General features: G+C 74.8%; 18 protein-coding genes. 1 reads left to right on the forward strand and 17 read right to left on the reverse strand.

Features of this window, described 5'->3' with window-relative positions; translation table 11 throughout:
- Window positions 1-47: 47 nt before the first annotated feature.
- The 8 genes from aroA to C7Y72_RS17500 form a co-directional block, all read right to left on the reverse strand.
- Window positions 48-1,370: a 3-phosphoshikimate 1-carboxyvinyltransferase gene (gene aroA / locus C7Y72_RS17465; protein ID WP_107570488.1), complete on the reverse strand. Its 1,323-nt coding sequence runs from the start codon at window positions 1,368-1,370 to the stop codon at window positions 48-50.
- Window positions 1,367-2,440 carry a prephenate dehydrogenase/arogenate dehydrogenase family protein gene (locus C7Y72_RS23460; RefSeq protein WP_158276913.1) on the reverse strand — a complete coding sequence of 358 codons (1,074 nt, stop codon included), beginning with the start codon at window positions 2,438-2,440 and terminating at the stop codon, window positions 1,367-1,369. The genes aroA and C7Y72_RS23460 overlap by 4 nt, the downstream gene beginning before the upstream one ends.
- A gap of 11 nt (window positions 2,441-2,451) precedes the next feature.
- On the reverse strand, window positions 2,452-3,264 hold the full coding sequence (gene aroF / locus C7Y72_RS17480; RefSeq protein WP_107570836.1) for a 3-deoxy-7-phosphoheptulonate synthase: 813 nt from the start codon (window positions 3,262-3,264) through the stop codon (window positions 2,452-2,454).
- A gap of 111 nt (window positions 3,265-3,375) precedes the next feature.
- A complete protein-coding gene (locus C7Y72_RS24175; protein ID WP_255450656.1) occupies window positions 3,376-3,498 on the reverse strand; it encodes a hypothetical protein in 123 nt (40 codons plus the stop codon).
- A 34-nt stretch (window positions 3,499-3,532) separates the two neighbouring features.
- On the reverse strand, window positions 3,533-5,053 hold the full coding sequence (locus C7Y72_RS17485; protein WP_107570490.1) for a lipase family protein: 1,521 nt from the start codon (window positions 5,051-5,053) through the stop codon (window positions 3,533-3,535).
- A gap of 118 nt (window positions 5,054-5,171) precedes the next feature.
- Window positions 5,172-6,257, reverse strand: a complete 1,086-nt coding sequence (locus C7Y72_RS17490; RefSeq protein ID WP_107570491.1) for a pyridoxal phosphate-dependent aminotransferase — start codon at window positions 6,255-6,257, stop codon at window positions 5,172-5,174.
- Window positions 6,258-6,302: 45 nt separating this feature from the next.
- A complete protein-coding gene (gene aroH, locus C7Y72_RS17495; protein ID WP_107570492.1) occupies window positions 6,303-6,668 on the reverse strand; it encodes a chorismate mutase in 366 nt (121 codons plus the stop codon).
- Between the two features lie 14 nt (window positions 6,669-6,682).
- On the reverse strand, window positions 6,683-7,408 hold the full coding sequence (locus tag C7Y72_RS17500; protein ID WP_107570493.1) for a pseudouridine synthase: 726 nt from the start codon (window positions 7,406-7,408) through the stop codon (window positions 6,683-6,685).
- 264 nt (window positions 7,409-7,672) lie between these two features.
- Here C7Y72_RS17500 and rlmN point away from each other — a divergent pair, with 264 nt between their 5' ends.
- The gene (rlmN, locus tag C7Y72_RS17505) at window positions 7,673-8,653 is read left to right on the forward strand and encodes a dual-specificity RNA methyltransferase RlmN (RefSeq protein ID WP_154732409.1); all 981 of its coding nucleotides are present in this window, start codon (window positions 7,673-7,675) and stop codon (window positions 8,651-8,653) included.
- 19 nt (window positions 8,654-8,672) lie between these two features.
- Here the strand turns inward: rlmN and scpB are convergent, their stop codons facing one another.
- From scpB to C7Y72_RS17550, 9 genes are all read right to left on the reverse strand, one after another.
- Window positions 8,673-9,623, reverse strand: coding sequence for an SMC-Scp complex subunit ScpB (gene scpB, locus C7Y72_RS17510; RefSeq protein WP_107570495.1), 951 nt, complete (start codon window positions 9,621-9,623; stop codon window positions 8,673-8,675).
- Window positions 9,620-10,384, reverse strand: coding sequence for a segregation and condensation protein A (locus C7Y72_RS17515; protein WP_233243920.1), 765 nt, complete (start codon window positions 10,382-10,384; stop codon window positions 9,620-9,622). Before C7Y72_RS17515 ends, scpB begins: the two co-directional genes overlap by 4 nt.
- A gap of 89 nt (window positions 10,385-10,473) precedes the next feature.
- Complete coding sequence (locus C7Y72_RS17520) at window positions 10,474-12,099, reverse strand: calcium-binding protein (RefSeq protein ID WP_158276914.1); 1,626 nt, start codon at window positions 12,097-12,099, stop codon at window positions 10,474-10,476.
- Between the two features lie 22 nt (window positions 12,100-12,121).
- Complete coding sequence (gene trpS, locus C7Y72_RS17525; protein ID WP_107570497.1) at window positions 12,122-13,141, reverse strand: tryptophan--tRNA ligase; 1,020 nt, start codon at window positions 13,139-13,141, stop codon at window positions 12,122-12,124.
- Window positions 13,142-13,243: 102 nt separating this feature from the next.
- Window positions 13,244-14,560, reverse strand: coding sequence for a hypothetical protein (locus C7Y72_RS17530; RefSeq protein WP_107570498.1), 1,317 nt, complete (start codon window positions 14,558-14,560; stop codon window positions 13,244-13,246).
- Between the two features lie 44 nt (window positions 14,561-14,604).
- The gene (locus C7Y72_RS17535; protein ID WP_107570499.1) at window positions 14,605-16,047 is read right to left on the reverse strand and encodes a hypothetical protein; all 1,443 of its coding nucleotides are present in this window, start codon (window positions 16,045-16,047) and stop codon (window positions 14,605-14,607) included.
- Window positions 16,048-16,071: 24 nt separating this feature from the next.
- On the reverse strand, window positions 16,072-16,617 hold the full coding sequence (locus C7Y72_RS17540; RefSeq protein ID WP_146175436.1) for a DUF4333 domain-containing protein: 546 nt from the start codon (window positions 16,615-16,617) through the stop codon (window positions 16,072-16,074).
- Window positions 16,618-16,637: 20 nt separating this feature from the next.
- Complete coding sequence (locus tag C7Y72_RS17545; RefSeq protein WP_107570501.1) at window positions 16,638-17,342, reverse strand: hypothetical protein; 705 nt, start codon at window positions 17,340-17,342, stop codon at window positions 16,638-16,640.
- Window positions 17,339-18,700 carry a hypothetical protein gene (locus C7Y72_RS17550; RefSeq protein WP_107570502.1) on the reverse strand — a complete coding sequence of 454 codons (1,362 nt, stop codon included), beginning with the start codon at window positions 18,698-18,700 and terminating at the stop codon, window positions 17,339-17,341. Before C7Y72_RS17550 ends, C7Y72_RS17545 begins: the two co-directional genes overlap by 4 nt.
- Window positions 18,701-18,702: the final 2 nt, after the last annotated feature.

The following is an 18,702-nucleotide window of genomic DNA, read 5'->3' on the forward strand; positions in this document are numbered from 1 at the left end:
CACGCCGCCGCCTCGCGCGGCGGTGCGGCGGCCCGCGGCCGGTCGGCTCAGCGCCGCAGCAGCGCCGTGATGTCCTCGGTGAACGTCGGGTAGGAGACGGCGGCCGCGTCCATACCGACGACCGTGACGCCCTCGCGCGAGGCGAGGCCCGCGACGGCGCCGAGCATCGCGAGGCGATGGTCGCCGTGGGACTCGATCGTGCCGCCGCGCAGGCCGCCGGTGCCGGTGACGACGAACCCGTCCTCGGTCGCCTCGATCTCGGCGCCGAGGCCGCGCAGGCCGTCGACGACGAGCGCGATCCGGTCGGACTCCTTGAAGCGGAGCTCCTCGGCGCCGCGAACGACCGTCTCCCCCTCGGCGAAGCAGCCCAGCAGCGCCACGAGCGGCAGCTCGTCGATCGCCAGCGGCACCTCGTGCGGCTCGACGACCGTGCCGACGAGCGAGCCGTGGGCGACGTCGAGGTCGGTGATCGGCTCGACCCCGGGGATCTGGCCGTCGCCCGCCGGGTCCTCGAGCTCGCCCAGGACGACGCCGCCCATCCGCTGCAGGATCCGCACGAAGCCGGTGCGCGTCCAGTTCGCGCCGCTGCCCTTGACGAGCAGCCGGGACTTCGGGACGAGCACGCCGGCGGCGATCGCGAACGCGGCGCTCGACGGGTCGCCCGGCACGGTGATCGTGTCGAGCACGAGCTCGTCGGCGTTGGTGACGGTGATGCGGTCGCCCTCGCGGTGCAGCGACACGCCCGCGGCGGCGAGCATCCGCTCGGTGTGGTCGCGGCTGGGGACCGGCTCGACGACCGTGGTCGGCCCGTCGGCGGTGAGCCCGGCGAAGAGGACGCACGACTTCACCTGGGCACTGGCGACCGGGAGCGTGTACTCGATGCCGCGCAGCCGCGCCCCGGTGATCGTGAACGGCGGGTAGCGCTCGTCGGTCGCCTCGATCGACGCGCCCATCTCGCGCAGCGGGATCGCGACGCGGTCGACGGGCCGCTTGCGGATCGACGCGTCCCCGTCGAGCGTGTAGCTGCGGCCCTCCTGGGAGGCCAGCAGGCCGGGCAGGAGCCGCATGAGCGTGCCCGCGTTGCCGACGTCGATCGGCCCGTCGACCTCGGAGGACTCGCGCAGGCCGGTGCCGCGGACGACGATCTCGTCCGGGCCGCGCTGGACGATCGCGCCGAGCGTGCCCATCGCGTCGAGCGTCGAGGTGGTGTCGGCCGCCTCGAGGTAGTTGCGGATGACGACCGGCTCGGTCGCCATGCCGCCGAGCATCGCGGCGCGATGCGAGATCGACTTGTCGGCCGGCGGGACGATCGAGCCCTTCAGCCGGCCCGCCGGATCGAACCGGACGGTGGTGCCCTTCCCTGCGGTCACGCTTCCCCCTCGATCTGCAGCCCCAGGCCGGCGACGAGCTCGGCGGCCCGCCCGGCCCGGTCGGCGGCCACCCAGAGGGCGACCTCCCCGGTCCGCCGGTCGGCGGACGGCGACAGGGTCATGTCGTTGATGTTGATGCCCGCCCGCCCCAGGGCGAGCGCGATCTCGGCCACGATGCCGGGCCGGTTGGTGACGGTCACGCGCAGCTCGCGTGCCGGTCCCTCGCCGCCGGCGAGCCCGACCTGCAGGAGCGCCTCGCGGTCCGCGCGGGCCGCGTCGTTCCAGCGCGCGATCGCGCCGGCGTCCTGGGCGACGAGCGCGGCGCGGACGTCCTGGAGCCGCGCCACGGCGTCGTCGAGCTGGTCGACGAGCGCGTCGCGGTTGGCGAGGTAGATGTCCGTCCACATGGTCGTGTTGGCCCCGGCGACGCGGGTGGCGTCGCGGAAGCTGGGGCCGGTGGCGGGCAGCGACCCGTCGCCGCCGAGCGCCTGCGCGGCCTGGGCGACCATGACGTTGGCGATCACGTGCGGGAGGTGCGACACCGACGCCATCAGGCGGTCGTGCGTGGCGGCGTCGATCGCCTGCGGGCGCGCGCCGATCCCGGCGACGAAGCGCGTGAGCCGCTCGAAGTGCACGCCTGAGGTGGCGGACGTCGGCGTCAGGTACCAGGGGGCGCCGTCGAACAGGTCGGCGCGGGACCCCGCCGCCCCGGCGGTCTCGGCCCCGGCGAGCGGGTGGCCGGCGATGAAGCGCGGGTCGGGCAGCGCGGCGACGACGTCGCGCTTGGCGGAGCCGACGTCGGTGACGATGGCGTCGGGGCGGGCGGCGGCGAGCGCGTCGGCGGCGACCGCGGGGATGCGGCCGACCGGCGCGCAGACGACGACGAGGTCGGCGTCCCCGACCGCGGCGGCGAGGTCCTCGGCGGGCGCGTCGAGCGCGCCGACCGCGAGGCCGGTGCGCACCGCGTCGCCGTCGGGGTCGTAGCCGACGACCTGCGCGCCCAGCCGCTCGCGGGCGGCGAGGCCCACGGACCCGCCGATGAGCCCTACTCCGAGGATGGCCAGACGCACGGGGGCGAACCCTACGCGACCATGGCCGACCCGGCGGTCAGCGCGCGCCCGCCGATGGCGGCGGCGTCGCGCAGTCGCGCGACGTAGGCGGGGAGGTCCCGCGTGTGGAGCTGCTGGGGCCCGTCGCAGACGGCGGCGTCCGGGTCCGGGTGCGTCTCGACGATCAGCCCGTCCGCCCCGGCGGCGATCGCGGCGAGCGACAGCGGCTCGACGAGGTCGCGGCGGCCGGCCGCGTGCGAGGGGTCGACGATGACCGGCAGGTCGGTCATCCCCTTCAGCACGGGGATGGCGAGGATGTCGAGCGTGAAGCGGTAGGCGGTCTCGAAGGTCCGGATGCCCCGCTCGCAGAGGACGACGTCGTCGCTGCCGCCGTTGCGGATGTAGTCGGCGGCGCTGACGAGCTCGGCGAGCGTGGCGGACAGCCCGCGCTTGAGGACGACGGGCATCCCGGCGCGCCCGAGCTCGGTGAGCAGCGTGTAGTTCTGCATGTTCCGCGCGCCGACCTGGACGACGTCGGCGACGGCGGCCACCCGCTCGACGTCGCGGGGGTCGACGCACTCGGTGACGATCGGCAGGCCGGTCCGTTCGCGGGCCTCCCGCAGCAGCTCGAGACCCTCGGGGCCGAGCCCCTGGAAGCTCGTGGGCGACGTGCGCGGCTTGTACGCGCCGCCGCGCAGCATCGTGGCGCCCGCGGCGAGCACCGCGTCGGCGGCGGTGGTGAGCTGGGCGCGCGACTCGACCGTGCAGGGGCCGGCGATGAGCAGCAGCTCGTCGCCTCCCACGGTGTGGCCGGCGATCGTTCGGGGAGTGGTGCGGTGGGTCATGGCGGTGGCGTCCTTCGTCAACAGGGATACGGTCGGCGGGTGGAGCCGGGATGGCTCCGCGGCGGCGGCGCTCGGCTCTGAGGGCCTCAACGAGGGGCGATTCGCGCCCGGTCAGGACGACGAACGGCCGAGCGCCTGGCGAAATCGCCAGGACCGGGCATAGGACGCGGCGCGATGGGCCACGGGAGAGCCGACGGCGGTGCGGGTGCTGCTGCTGTCGGCGAGGAACGTCACGGGCACGGCGAACCGTAGCAGCGCCGGCGCCCGGTCACGAGCGGCGCGGGGCGCAGACCCGGTAGGTGCGGGTCTGCACGAGGCGCGCACCCGTACTGGTCCGCGCGACGATCCGCAGCGTCACGAGCCCGGGTCGGCGGCCGGCGAGCCGCACCCGCACGACGGACCGGCCGCGACGGTCGCGGCCGACGGCGACCCGGCGCCCGCCGAGCGTGGCGCGCACGGCGACGAGGCGTCCGCGGGCGGGGCGGCGCACGGCGACCGCGAAGGTGCGGCGTGGTGCGCACGGGCGGCCGGGTGCCACGGCGGGCGGGCGGGCGCCCGGGGTGGCGGACGGGGCGGGATCGGGCGGGACGGTGCAGGTGCTGTTCGCCGGGCGTCCCGCGAACCGGGCGGTGAGGAACCGCAGGGCCCCCGGCTCGCCGACGGCGACCTCGGTGAAGTGCTCGCCCGGGTGCTCGACGTGCTCCACGGGCACGCCGGCGCGGCAGAAGCGGCGCAGCAGCTCCCGCGAGGGGGCGATCGGGGCGAGCTCGTCGCCGGTCGCGTGGTAGTCGTAGACCGGGACCGCGGGGACGCCGGGATAGGTCAGCGGGCTGGCCTGCCGGAAGACCTCGGTGAACGGCTCGCGGTCGATCGCGCCCGGGTCGGTCAGGCCGTCCGCCGCCCGGAACGCGGGGTGCTTCAGGGCGGCGTCGACGATGCAGTCGTCCTGGCTGCGCGCGACGGCGGCCCGTCCCCGGGCGGAGAGGAACGAGGTGAGGCGCGCCTGCGGGTAGGCGCGGTCGAGGCCGATCAGCCCGATGACGATCGCGCCGCCGGCGGGCCCCCCGTCGAAGGCGCGCAGGCCCTCGCGGATGCTGGCGTTGTTGCCGCCCAGCGCGACGCCGACGAGCGGCAGCTCGGGCGCGTGGGTCGGGTGCAGCTGGGCGGCGGTGCTGGAGGCGATCGCGCCGCCGGAGTAGCCCCAGAGGCCGATCGGGGCGCGCGGGTCGATCCCGGCGGGCGCGAAGGCACGAGCGGCGCGCAGCCCGTCCAGGACGCCGCGGGCCTGCCCGTCGGCGCCGAGCCAGGCGGAGTCCGGGCCCTGGTAGTCGGGGACCACGACGGTCCAGCCGCGCTCGACGGCGGAGGCGACCGTCTGCGCGTCGGGCGTGGTGTTGGTGGGCGCGCGCAGGCCCTGCGTGAGCACCCACGAGGGGGCGCAGCGCAGCCCAACCCCGTCTTCGGGCATCTGGTAGCTGAGGACCGGGCGCGGTCCGTCCCCCGTCCACGGCGTCCGGGGCCGCAGGACGGTGGTGAGGTAGGCCGAGGGCGCGCCGGTCGTGTCGCGGGTCTTGAAGCGGACCTGCCAGGCGTCGGCGTCGATCGGCAGCGAGAACCGGGTGGCGGTGACCGGTCGCGCGTCGATGACGGTCCCGTCGGCGAGGCCGGCGATGCCCGCGGGTACCCCGTAGAAGGGGTCGTCGTCGGGCCGGGACTGGGCGGTCGCGGTGGCGACGGGCGCGGTGGACAGCAGGGCGGCGGCGAGCGCCAGGACGCGTCGGCGGGACATGCGCTCCTCCCCGGAGGCAGATCTGGTCACGGGCATGACCGGATGGACGGAGGCGACCGTACCACCCCCGCCCGCGATCCGGCAAGCGCCCTGACCAGACGGCTGCGCCGTCGGTCCGTCAGGCGCCGAGCAGCACCCCGAGCTCGTGGAGGAAGCGGTCGTTCTGCTGCGGCGTGCCGTAGGTGACGCGCAGCGCCCCCTCGCGACCGAGCGCGCTGCCCGCGCGCACGAGCACCCCTCGGGCGGCGAGGCCGTCGACGATCGCCTTCTCCTCGTAGCCGTCGGGCAGGTCGAACCAGGCGAAGTTCGCCTGCGAGTCCGCCGGGGTGATGCCCAGCTCGGCGAGTCCGGACTCGAGCTCGACCCGCGCGATCACCGCGCGCTCGACGCGCTCGGCCACGGCGTCCTGGTGCTTGAGCGCCTCGATCGCCGCCGCCTGCGCGGCCTGGTTGCAGAAGAACGGCTGGCGGACCTGGTTGACGGCGGTGGGGAACTCGTCGCCGCCGCAGAGCGCGTAGCCGACGCGCAGGCCGCAGAGGCCGTAGATCTTGGAGAACGTCCGCAGCAGCACGAGGTTGTCGTGCTTCTTCAGCAGGTCGATCGACGAGTCCGGGTCCTCGAGCGTGTTGTACTCGCAGTACGCCTCGTCCAGCAGCACGCAGACGTGCCGGGGCACCTTCTCGAGGAACCTGGCGATGTCCGCCAGCGGGATCGCGGTCGAGGTCGGGTTGTTCGGGTTGCAGACGATCACCAGGCGCGTCGCCGCGGTGATCTCCGCCGCCATCGCGTCGAGGTCGTGCTCCTGGCGGTCGTTCAGCGGCACGCGGATGCCACGCGCACCCGAGGCCGCCTCCAGGTGCGGGTAGACGCTGAAGCTCGGCCACGCGTAGACGAGCTCGGCGCCCGGCTCGAGCAGCGCGTCACCGGCCGCCAGCAGGATGTCGCAGCTGCCGTTGCCGATCGCGATCCGGTGCGGCGGCACCTCGGTGCGGTCGCTGAGCGCGCGACGCAGCAGTGCGTTGGTCGGGTCCGGGTAGCGGTTGAGCCCGCCGAGGACCTTGGCGACCGCCTCCTGGACCGCCGGGAGCGGCGGGTCCGGGGCCTCGTTGGAGGCCAGCAGGGCGACGTCCTCGGGCAGCGCGTAGGCGCTGGCCGCAGGGTAGACGGGGATGCGCGCGACGCGCTCGTTGAACTCGATGGCCACGCCAGCAGGCTACCGCGGGTGCGCGCCGTCCCGGCGCCCGTGCGGCTACTGGGCGGAGTCGAGGTCGGTGCGCAGGGCGCGCGCCTCCCCCAGGTACACGTGCCGGGCCTCGTGGCCGTCGGGCGCGTAGTAGTGCATCAGCACGCGGATGACCTTCGGGAGCGCGCCGGGGACCGGGATCTCCTGCGCGCACAGCAGCGGCACGCGGTCGAAGCCCAGGGCGCGCGCGGCGACGGCGGGGAAGTCGGCGTCGAGGTCGGGCGTGAGCGTGAAGATGCAGCTGACGACGTCGTCGGGGGTCAGCTCGTTGCGCTTCATGATCTCGCGCATCAGCCAGTCGGTCGCGCCGAGGATCGCCTCGCCGGAGTTCTGGTCGACGGACGAGGCTCCGCGGAGGGCGAACAGGCGCATGGACGCGGATTGAATCAGCCGCGCGGCGGCGGTGACGGGCGCCCCGCCGCGCGCAGCCGCTCGACCTCCGCGGCGGTCAGGCGCCGCGCGCGCCCCTCGGCCAGACCGGTGAGCCGCAGCGGGCCGAACGCGACGCGCTGGAGCGCGACCACGGGATGGCCGACCTCCTCGAGCATGCGGCGGACCTGGCGCTTGCGGCCCTCGCGCAGCGTCAGCTCGACCTCCTCGCGCGAGAGCGCCCGGGCCTTCGCGGGGAGGGTCATCCCGTCCTCGAGCCGCACCCCCTCGCGCAGGCGTCGCAGCGTCGCCTCCTTGACGGGCGGGTGCTCGACCCGCGCCCGGTAGGTCTTGGGGACCTCGAAGCTCGGGTGGGTGAGGTGCTGGGCGAGCTCGCCGTCGTTGGTCAGGAGCAGCAGGCCGGTGGTGTCGGCGTCGAGGCGACCGACGGGGTAGAGCCGCACGTGGGCGTCGACGAGGTCGACGACGGTCGGGCGCCCGTGGGTGTCGCGCGCCGTCGAGACGACGCCGGCGGGCTTGTTGACGGCGTAGACCACGCGGGCCTGCGTCGTCGGGGAGGCGATCTCCAGGCCGTCGACGGTGATGTGCTCGGTGCCGGCGACGTCGGTCGCCGGGTCGAGCACGACGACCCCGTCGACCATCACGCGACCCTCGAAGACGAGCTTTTCCGAGGCGCGGCGGGACGCGACGCCCGCGTGGGCGAGATGCTTCTGCAGACGCACGCCCAGCACCGTACCCCGCCCGGGCCCCGGGGCGACCCCGCGACGCACCGCCCCGACGGCGACCCGGACGCGAACGCGGCGCCGCCGCACCCTGCCTGCCGGACCGCAGCTCGCGGGTCCCGCGAGCTGCGGTCCGGCGGGCGGCGTCGGCCCGCGGGTCGCGCCGCGCGAGCCACGGTCGATCGACCGCGCCACCGGACCTGCCGGTGGCGTCGGGGAGGTGGCCGCGATGCCTCGGACGCCCCGCCGACCTACCATGGGCGCGTGGACCTCGCGCTCCTCGACAGCACGCTCGCCGACCTCGGCCAGCCCGCCTTCCGCGCCAAGCAGGTGTGGGAGTGGGCCTCGCGCGGCGCCGCCGGCTACGAGGAGATGACGAACCTGCCCGCCGGGCTGCGCGACGAGCTCGCCGCGCGCGTGCCGTTCTCGACGCTCGAGCTCGTCCGGGAGGCGCACGCCTCCGACGGGACGGTCAAGGCGCTGTTCCGCACGCAGGACGGCCGGCTGATCGAGGCGGTCCTGATGCGCTACCGGGACGGCCGCCGCTCGGTCTGCCTGTCCTCGCAGTCCGGCTGCCCGCTGACCTGCACGTTCTGCGCGACCGGCACGATGAAGTTCGGCCGCAACCTGTCCGCCGGGGAGATCCTCGACCAGGCCCTGCACTTCCGGCGGATCGAGCCGATCGACAACGTCATCTTCATGGGCATGGGCGAGCCGATGATGAACCTCGACAACGTGCTCACCACCTGCGAGCGGCTGCCCGACGTCGGGGTCGCCCACCGCCGCCAGGCGATCTCCACGGTCGGCTGGATCCCCGGCATCGACCGGCTCGCGCAGCAGGAGCGGCCGATCCGTCTCGCGCTGTCCCTGCACGCCGCCGACGACGCGCTGCGCTCGGAGATCATGCCCGTGAACGAGCGCTACCCGCTCCGCGACGTGCTCGCCGCCTGCGCCCGCTTCTACGCGCGCAAGAAGCGCAAGATCTTCGTCGAGTACGTGATGCTCGAAGGCGTCAACGACGCGCCCGAGCAGGCCGTGCAGCTGGCCCGGGTGCTGGACCCCAAGGTCTACAAGGTGAACCTCATCCCGTACAACCCGACCGGGTCCTACGACGGGTCCTCGCGCGAGGTCATCGACGTCTTCCGCGACACGGTCGAGGCGCACGGCGTCGAGGCGACCGTGCGGCTCACGCGCGGCCGCGACATCGACGCGGCCTGCGGCCAGCTGGCCGCCAAGTCCGCCTGAGCCGCTCGCGCGGCGCGGGTCAGGCCGCGGGCGACGGCGCGGGATCGGGCTCGAGCCCGGGAACCGTGCTCGGACCGGTGTCCGCGTCACCCGGCTGGGCGACGGCGGTGGTGCCCGCGCGGGCCTCGCCGGCGCGCAGCAGCCGCTCGCGCAGGTCGGCCTCCTCGTCGGGCGAGGGGTCCCACTCGGTGACCGGCGGCAGGTCCTTCAGCGAGCGCAGCCCGAACAGCTTCAGGAACAGCGGCGTGGTGCGGTAGAGCACGGCGCCGAACTGGGAGCGGCCAGCCTCCTCGATGAGGCCGCGCTCGAGCAGCGTCTGGCTCGCGCTGTCGGCGCTGACGCCGCGGATGCGCGTGATCTCCGGGCGCGAGGCGGGCTGCAGGTAGGCGACGATCGCCAGCGTCTCGGCCTGGGCGGGCGACAGCGGCGGGGTGCGCGGCTTGGCGAGCAGCCGCCGCGCGGCCGACTCGGTCTCCGCCGCCGTGGCGAGCGCGTAGCCGCCGCCGACCTCGCGGAGCACCAGCCCGCGACGGCCCTCGGCGAGCTCCTCGCGCAGCAGCGCGATCGCGGCGGCCAGCTCGTGCGGCTCGCACTCGCAGGCGTCCGCGAGCTGCGGTGCGCGTACGGGCTCGGAGGACAGGAACAGCAGCGCCTCGACGCTGCGGCCGATCTCCGCGGCGCGCGCCGGGTCGACGTCCGCCGGGTCGCCCACGAGCTCGGGCTCCGCGGCCGGCACCTCCTCGGCCGACGAGACGGCGGGCTCCGCGTCGGCGGGCGGCGCGTCGGGTGCGACATCGACCGCGGTGGCGTCGTCGGTCGCGACGGTCGCTTCCGGGCCGGCGCCGTCGGCGGCGGGAGCGGGGTCCGCGTCCGCGGCGGGCACCGGGACGGGCGTCGTGCCGGGCGCGGTGGCGCGCTGGCCGAACGGGACGACGACGGCGCGGGGCTCGTCGCGGCGGTCGTCGCTCATGCGGTCACCGCGTCCCAGATCGGCCGCTCGTCCTGCCGCGGCGGGCGGATCGCGATGTCCCCGAACGGCTCGGCCTGCTCCCAGGTCGCCTCGCCCTGCTTGTAGAGCTCCAGCAGCGCGAACAGCGTCACCGCGACCGTCATCCGGTCCGCGCCGCGGACCGCGTCGTCGAACGAGCAGGTGCCGCGTCGCAGCAGCGAGCGCAGGATCGACAGCCGCTCGGCGACGGTGACCTTCGGGATGTTCAGGTGGTGCAGGCTGATGCGCTCGGGCATCTTCAGCAGGCCGCCCATGGCCTTGCCGAGCCGTCGCGGGTCGTAGACCGAGTCGGCCTCGTCCTCGCGGAACTCGCGCAGCCACCGTGGCAGTGGCGCCTCGCGGTAGCGGTGGTGGTGCTCGCCGGCCAGGCGGCGCTGCAGCTCCTCGGCGGCGCGGCGGTAGCGGACGGCCTCGAGCATGCGGGCCAGCAGTTCCTCGGCGGCCTCCCCCGGCTCGAGGTCCAGGAGGTCCTCCTCCTCACGCGGGAGCATCAGCCGCGACTTGAGCTCCAGCAGCGCGGCGATGAGCACCAGGAACTCGGTGGCGACCTCGAGGTCGAGCTCGCCCTTGGCCTCGAGGTGGTCGATGTAGGAGAGCACCACGTCGGCGAGCTCGACCTCGAGCAGGTCGACCTCCTCGCGCAGGACGAGGGTCAGGAGCAGGTCGAACGGCCCGCTGAAGACGTCGAGGTCGAGCTCGAGCTCTGCCACGGTGATCGGCACGCCCGGCACGCTAACGGCCCGATCGGACGGCGGCGAACCATTTCGCGAAGTCCCTGCAACCGCGATGGTTCGGCCGTGAACGGCCCCGGTCAGGGGGCGAGCCGGGCGACCGCGACCGGCGGCCGGACGCCGTCCAGATGCCAGCGCGCGAGGTCCCCGCCGCGCAGCGCCGGACCGCGGAGGTTCCGGCCGCGCCCGGACGGCACGTCGAGCCGCCGGCGCAGCACGATCCGTCCGGCCCGGCGCACGGTGACGACGCCGCGGCAGCGCCGGGCGTAGGGCCGCACGGGCGCGCGGTACGCGCGCGGGCAGCGCACCCGCAGGCGTGACGGGGCGGTGCGGCGCGTCACGCGCAGCACCGGCAGCTGGCGGCCACGGACCTCGCAGCCACGCAGGTCGTCGACCGGGTCGACGACGACCTGGTCGAGCCCGGGGCCGCAGTCGAGCACGTCCCGGACGCCGTCGAGGGCGCTGATGCGATCGTCGCCATCCCCGCCGTCGAGCACGTCCCGAGCGGTCCCGCCGACGAGCCGGTCCTCGCCGCCGAGGCCTCGCAGCGTCACCGGCGTGATGCCGCCCGCCAGGAGGTCCGCGGCGGTCGCCGTGCCCTCGACGATCTCGACGTCCCGACCGATCCGGTCGCGCTCCCCGGACTCGCCGTCGTCGGCGATCTTGTCGAGCGTCACCCGCACCGGGCCGCCGACGAAGATCGAGGCGTACGCCACCCGGTCGACTCCCGCCCCGCCCTCGACGGTGTCGTCCCCGCGGTCCCCGAGGAGGACGTCGTCCCCTCCCCCGCCGCGCAGCACGTCGTCGCCGCCGCGGCCCGACAGCCGATCGGCGCCGTCGGAGCCGACGAGCAGGTCCGGGCCCTCGCCGCCGATGAGCTCCTCGATCCCCAGGAGGTTCCCGGTCGCCGCGCCGCGCGGTCCGTCGTTGGCGCGGCCGTCGAGACTCAGGACCATCGGGACGGACCCGAGGTGGCGCGCCACGTCCCCATCCCCCGCGCCGCCGTCGCACACGTCGGGACCGGGCCCGCCGAGCAGGCAGGCGTCGTCGCCGGGCCCGCCGTCGAACCGGTCCGCCCCCGCCCCGAGGTCGACGACGTCGTCCCCGCCCCCGCCGATCACGGTCTCGTCGGCGTCGGTCCCGCGGACGAGGTCGTCCCCCGCACCGCCGACGACCACCTCGACCTCGCGCACGTCGTCCTGCTCGCCCAGGCGCCCGTCGTCCTCGCCGCCGCCGAGCGTGACCGCCACCCCGTCGTCGTGGCGGCCGTCGTCGTAGCGGACCGTGTCGCGCCCGGGGCCGCCGACGAGCCGCTCGGGGCCGGCGCCGCCCGTGAGCTCGTCGTCGCCCGGGCCGCCCGACAGCAGCGTCGGCCGGGCGACCCGCGTGACGAGCCGGTCGTCCCCGTCACCCGCCTCGACCCGCACCACCTCGACGGGCGCCGCGGCGCACACGACGGCGAGCGGCGTGTCGGGGGCGGCCGCGCAGCCGTCGCGGGCGACCGGTGGGGTCGCGGCGTCGGTCACGCGCACGAGCTCGCCCTGCGGCTCGAGGAGCAGGTCGTTGCGCTCGCCGGGCGCGGCGGTCACGGTCAGCGCGCCGTCCCCGACCGCGACGGTCGCGGCGGCGGCGGTCCCGGGGAGCGCCAGCCCCACGAGCAGCGCGAGGACCGAGACCCTCCCGTGCCGCCGGACCCTGCCGCCCATGGCACGGACCATACGCCGCGGGTCAGCGGCGCGGGCCGACGCCCATGACCTCCCGGACGTCCGCGAGGACCCCGGAGGCGATCGCGCGGGCCTTCTCCGCCCCGGCGCCGAGCGCCTCCTCGATGGCGGCCTCGTCGGGCCGCAGCTCGGCGTAGCGCTCGCGGACCGGCGCGAGCAGGCCGTCGACCGCCTCCGCGGTCGCGAGCTTCAGGTCGCCGTACCCGCGGGCGTCGGCCATCGACGCCTGCGCGTCCGCGATCGTGGTACCGCGCGCCACGGCCAGGAGCTCCAGCAGGTTGCTGACCCCGGGCTTGGCCGCGCGGTCGAAGCGGATCTCGTTGTCGGAGTCGGTGACCGCGCGCTTGAACTTCTTCACCAGCGCCGCGGGCTCCTCCAGGACGTAGAGCGTGCCCTCGACGCTGCTGCTCGACGTGGACATCTTCCGCGTCGGCTCCTGCAGGTCCATGATCCGGGCGCCGACCTCGGGGATGCGGTGCTCGGGCACGACGAGGACCGGCTCGCGCTCGGCCGCGAACCGGGCGTTGAAGCGCAGCGCGATGTCGCGCATCAGCTCGACGTGCTGGCGCTGGTCGTCGCCGACCGGCACCTCGGTGGCGCGGTAGGCGAGCACGTCGGCGGCCATCAGCGTCGGGTAGAGGAAGAGCCCGGCGGACACGAGCTCGCGCTGCTGCGCGCTCTTGTCCTTGAACTGGTGCATGCGGTTGAGGTCACCGTGCGCGGTGACGCTGCACAGCAGCCAGCAGAGCTCGGCGTGCTCCTGCACGTCGCTCTGGCGGAACAGCACGCAGCGGGCGGGGTCCAGCCCGGCGGCGAGCAGCAGCGCGGTCGTGTCGTAGAGGCGCTCGCGCAGCTCGGCCGGGTCGTACTGGACCGTCGTGGCGTGCAGGTCGACGATGCAGAAGATCGCGTCCCCGCCGGCCTCGACGGCCCGCTCCTGGCCGGCGACGTACTGCCGGATCGCCCCGACGTAGTTGCCGAGGTGCTTGCGGCCGGTGGGCTGGATCCCGCTGAAGATGCGCATCGGCCGGTCAGCCTACCCCTCGCGCCCGGTCCCTCGACCCGTGGTGGGGGACGGGCGGCGCGTCGTGGCGCCCGCCCTGCGCGGGCGGACGCCGGTGCCGTCTCAGCGGACGACGATCGGGATGTTGACCCGCGCCGCGTTGCCCGTGCTCGGGACGTAGCGGAAGCGGATCGTGCGCGTCGAGTAGTTCGTCGGGTTGAACCAGGTGATCGCGCCGCGCTGGCGCACCGTGGCGCCGGACTTCGCCGCGAAGCGGCCGCGGACGATGTTCAGCACCTCGACCGCGGTCCCGGCGGGCGCGACGACGCGCTTGCCCCTGTCCCTGCAGGTGAGCGTGCCGCGGAAGCGGTAGCGCTTGCCCTTGGCGAAGATCGCCGCCCCGGAGGACGTGCGACCGACCGGCTGCTGCGACAGGCGGACCGTCAGCCGCGGCACGAGGCAGCGCCCCGGATCCGCGGTGAGCGGGAGCGCCTGGCCGAGCACGCTGCCGTCGGGCAGCCGGTTGACGGCGGGCGAGTTGTCGATCCGCACGTCGCGGTCGAGGATCGTGCTGACGTTGCCCGACAGGTCGGTCAGCCGCAGTACGAACCGGTGCTGCCCGTCGGCGACGGTCCGGGTGTCGAAGCTGAACGACGGGCTCGCCGTGGTCGGGCAGGCGACGCCGGCCGGCAGGTCCTTCCCCGGACGCGCTGGGCCGATGTCCGTGCAGGCCCCGGCGAGGTCGACCGACTGACGCAGCACGCCGTCGACGAACAGGTCCGCCCGCTCGAGGCCGGCACCCTGGTCGCTGGTGGTGGCGCCGAAGGTCATGACGTTCCGGGCGGGCTCTCCGAGACCGCCGACGGCGCCGTCGGGGGCGTTGTCGTCGCTGACGGTGACGCTCAGCGACGCGAGGTCCACGACCGCACCGGCCCCGCCACACGTGGTGGGGAAGCCGGCCTCGCAGCCGAGGGACGCCTCGGCGAAGGGGCCGGCCGCGACGCCCGACGCGGTGGCGGTCCCGGCGGCCGCGCTGGTGGTCTGGACCTCCTCGAGCAGGCTGCCGGACGCGGAGCCGAAGCGGTACAGGCCAGGGGTGCCGGATCCGCCGAACCCGCCGAGCGTCCGCTGCGCGGCCGCGGTGGTCAGGCGCACGCCGCCGGGAGGCACGATCCGCCACGACGCCGCGCTGCCGGTCCCGGGCGCCGAGCTGGTGAACGCCAGCCGCAGGCCGTCGTTGGCCCCGGTGCCGGAGCACCCGGCCCCGGTGGTGGTCGCGGTGGCGTTGCCGGCGCTCAGCGCCTGCAGGCCGCTCGTTCCGAGCGCCTGGCCCGCGGGGCCGTGGCAGCCCCAGTAGGTGACGGTTCCGGCCTGCGCGAGGCCGGTCGTGGCGGTGAACGCCACGACGGCCAGCGGGGCCACGATCATCGTCTTGCGCATGGTCTCAGTTCTCCTGGAGTCGTCGGATCGGTTCGCGTGACCGATCACGGACCGGTGGCCAGGACGGTGAAGGTCAGGTTCTTCGCGTACGCGCCGGTGCGGAGCGCCTCGTTGGCGGCGATCCGCTGGCGGAGGTCGACCGAGGTCGTCTGCAGCGTCGGCCCGACGACCGGGCTGGTCAGCGTCGTCAGCGTCAGCGGGTTGCGGCCGATCGCCTCGTACCCGGCGGCACCCACGCGCGCCTCCAGCTTGTTCTGCAGCAGCCCCGGGGTGCCCGGCGCCGAGTTGACGAGGTACCCCGGGTCGTTGCCGAGGTCCTGCACCGTGATCGTCGACGGCCCGGCGTCGGACGTGACGCTCAGGGTCAGCGACCCGGTGTAGTCGAGGTCGACGTCCGCCGGCCGGAAGCCGAGCCCGCCGTTGACCAGCTCGCCGCTGCCGGCGATCGACAGCGACACGCTGGGGATGACCACGGTGTAGCTGCCGCTCGCAGTGGTCGACGTGCCCCCGTTGGAGGCGGTGACCACGATGTTGTGGGTGCCCAGCGACGTGGTCGGCAGCAGGTCGCCGTCGGCAATCGGGGTGCCGTCCACGGTCGCGGTGCAGCTCGTGGCGTTGGTGCAGGCGAAGTCGATCGGCACGCGACGGTCGAGGCCGATCCGCTCGCCCAGGATCGGCCGGGAGATCGTCGCGGTGGGGTTCGCGACCGGCGGGGAAGCGGGGATGACCGTGCCCGTCGTGCCGCCGGCCAGCTGGTACGCGACCGTGCGGGACGCCCCGGCCGGGATCGCGACGCGGAACTGGAGCAGCATGCGCCGGTCACCCTGCCCCGTCAAGATCGGGGACGAGCTGTAGTCGAGCGTCGGGGAGATGTCCTCCGCCTCGCCGGCGCCGGACCGCCCGAAGATGTTCAGTCCACGAAGGACGTAGAAGATGCCGCTCGGATCGTCCTGCCGGACGCCGTCGGTGCCCTGCGCCGTCGTCGTCTCGTCGGTGCTGTCGAAGTTTGGTGAGGACAGCACGTCGATGTCGACGTACATGTAGAGGTCGTAGGTGCGGTCGGTCGCCTCGGTGTTCTGGACCGTGATCCACTCGGTCCAGTACCCGGACGCCCCGATGTCCGTGAGCGTGCCGTGCCGCTCGACCTGGGCGAGCGTCGGCCCCCCCTGGGAGATCGTCCCGCTCGAGACCACGGTGTCGCCGGACGCGACGCCCGCCGAGGTCGAGATCGTGCGCTTGGCGTTGTCGACCCCGGTACGCGCGTACGTGAGACTCGTCCGGAAGATGTGGTTCGCACCCAGGACGTTCAGAGCCCCCAGATTGCCACTCGACCCGGTGGTCGCTGTCGAGTTCCCCGCGACCGCCGTCGCAGCCGACGCCCCGGCGGGCGCGACGATGCCCGCCGCCGTGGCGGCGAGCGCCAGGCCGAGGGTGAGTCGACGCCGGATCGGCGTCCGTCCGCTGCTCTTCATGATCAGTCCCCACATGGTCCGTTCGTCCCCGTTTCCTGCTCAGACCCTGAGCGTGAACGTGACGCGCCCTGAACCAAGCTGCGTCACGTCGTAGATGTATCCCTGACGTCCCGTGTCAGAGGTGGTCCCGTCCCCGGCCGCCTCAGTGCCGTAGCACGGGAAGCGGTCCCCTGCCTTGACGGCGCGGCGGAACGGGCAGGTGAAGTCGGCGATCGCCCCCTGCTTCGTCACCAGGTCCTCGGCGATGCGGTACTCGATGTCGCGCAGGAGCAGCCCGAGGGGGGTCGCGACGAACCCGCCCTTGGTCGACGTGAACCGTACGCGGATGGTCGTCGCGTCGCCGGTGGCGAAACGCGCCTTGCACCGCGAGATCGAGCCGGGCGCGTAGCGCACGGTCGTGTTGCACTTCACGCTCGTGGCGGTGATGCGGAAGGTCGTCGTCAGACGATCGGCGAGCCGCTTGGCGAAGACCGTCCCCTTGACGGTCGTGCCGGTGGTCGTCGTCGATGTCTGTCCGTGCGTGGCGGCCGGCGCCAGCAGCAGGGCTGCGGCGGCGAGCGCGGCGATGGTCGTCCGTGTGGGCATGCTGCTCCTGGTCTCCTCGGTCACGGCACCGGCGGTGCGATCGTGACCATGACGTGCTTCTGGCGCAGGTCCTTGATCTGCTGGCCCTTGCGGACGCGCTGCGTGAGCTCGATCCGCACGGGGCTGTTGGTGATCGCGTCGTCGAACTCGACGAGCGGCGGGCGCACGGGCTCGCTGAGCGCCTGGCGGCGGCCGTCGGCCGAGGCCACGATCGGGAGTCCGAGGCGGCCGGCGCTCGTGGCGATCCGGCCCCGGGCGCTGCCCGAGCTGTCCGCGTCGTCCGCGCCGATCGTCACGCGATCGGTCGTGGTGACCCGGACGACGAGCGTGCTGCGCAGCTCGCGCAGCTCGCCGACGAGGTCGGGCGTGAACTCCCAGCTGGTCGGCGTGCTGATCGCTGCGCCGATGATCCGGCCGACGACGAGGCCGACCGCGCCACCGAGGTCCCCTGGATCGTCGGCCGCTGGCGTCGGCGTGGGGGTCGGCTCGGGCGTCGCGCTCGGGGCGGGCGCCGGGTCGGCAGCGGGCTGCGGCTGCGGCTGCGGGTCCGGGGCGGGGCCCGACGGCCCCGAGGGGCCCGTCGGGTCCGCCGGGCCGGCGACGCCGGTGGGTCCGGTCGGCCCCGTCGTGGCGGGGTCGGGGTCCTGCGCCCACGCGGGAGCGCCGGTACCGACCATCGCCAGGACCACGAACAGCAGCAGGGATGTCAGCCCGCCGCGCTTCACCGCACGATGATCCGCTGGGTCACGCGCGCCGCCGCGCCCGTGCGCGGGCGGTAGCGGAACTCGATCTCACGGGTCGTGTAGTTCGCCGGGTTGAACCAGGTGATCTCGCCGCGCGTGCGCACCGACGCCCCGGACTTCGACACGGCCCTGCCGCCGATGCGGTTGACGACCTCGATCGCCGTTCCGCGCGGGGCGATGACGCGCTTGCCGTTGGACAGGCAGGTCAGCTTGCCGCGGAAGCGGTAGCGGCGACCCTTCTTGAAGATCGGCACGCCCCGCCGGTCACGGCTGGCGGGCCGCTGCGACAGCGCCATCGTCAGGCGCGGGCTGAGGCAGCGGCCGGGGGCCGAGGTCAGCGGCAGCGACTCGGCACCGACGAGGCCCTCCTGGAGCGCGCCGCCGATGTTGATGGCGACCGACGTCGAGCCGGGCTGGACCGCCGAGTTGTCGACGCGGACGTCGCGGTTGAGCAGCTCGACCGCGTTGCCGGAGAGGTCGGTGAGCACGACGAGGAAGCGGTGGTTGCCGTTCCCCAGCGTCGTGGTGTCGACCGCCAGCGCGGCGTTGCCGGTCTTCGGGCAGGCGACGCCGATCGGCAGGTCGTTCCCGCCGCGGCTCGGGGCAATGTCGGCGCAGGCCGGACCGGCCAGGTCGGTCGCCTGGCGCAGCACACCGTCGACGAACAGCTCGGCCTTCTGCAGCCCGAGCCCCTGGTCGCTGGCCTGGACGTTGATCGTGGCGACCCCGCGAGCCGGCTCGGTGAGCCCCGCGATGCTGCCGTTGGGCGGGTTGAGGTCGTTGACGGTCAGCGCGAGCGAGCGGATGTCGACGACCGGCCCGCCGGGCACCGCGCACGTGGCGGGGGCGTCGCAGCGCAGCTGCGCCTCGACGAAGTTGCCGGCCGCGTTGCCGGCGATCGTGGCCTGGCCGTTGGCACCGGACTCGTTGGTCAGCCGCTGCTCGAGCGCCGTTCCCGCCGCGTCACCGGACCGCAGCCGGTAGGCGGCGGGCTGGGCGCTCGCGTTGCCGAAGCCGCTGAGCGTCCGCTCGATCGTCGCGCCGATGACGGTCACGCCGCCCGGGGAGGTGATCCGCCAGGCCGCGAAGGTGCCGTTCGTGGGCGAGTTGCCGTTGAACGACAGCCGCAGCCCGTCGCTCGGGCCGGAGCCTGAGCAGCCGGCACCGTTGGTGTTGGCCGTGGCGCCCGAGGTACCGAGTGCCTGCAGGCCGTCAGCTCCGAGCGGCGCGCCGGTCGGGCCGTGGCAGCCCCAGAGGGTGGCGGTGCCCGCCTGAGCGGACCCGGCCGCCCCGAGGGCGATGACCGCCGCGAGCGGGGCCGTGAGAAGGATGTTGCGCATCG

It is taken from the genome of Paraconexibacter algicola (assembly GCF_003044185.1).
Taxonomy (GTDB): Bacteria; Actinomycetota; Thermoleophilia; order Solirubrobacterales; family Solirubrobacteraceae; genus Paraconexibacter; species Paraconexibacter algicola.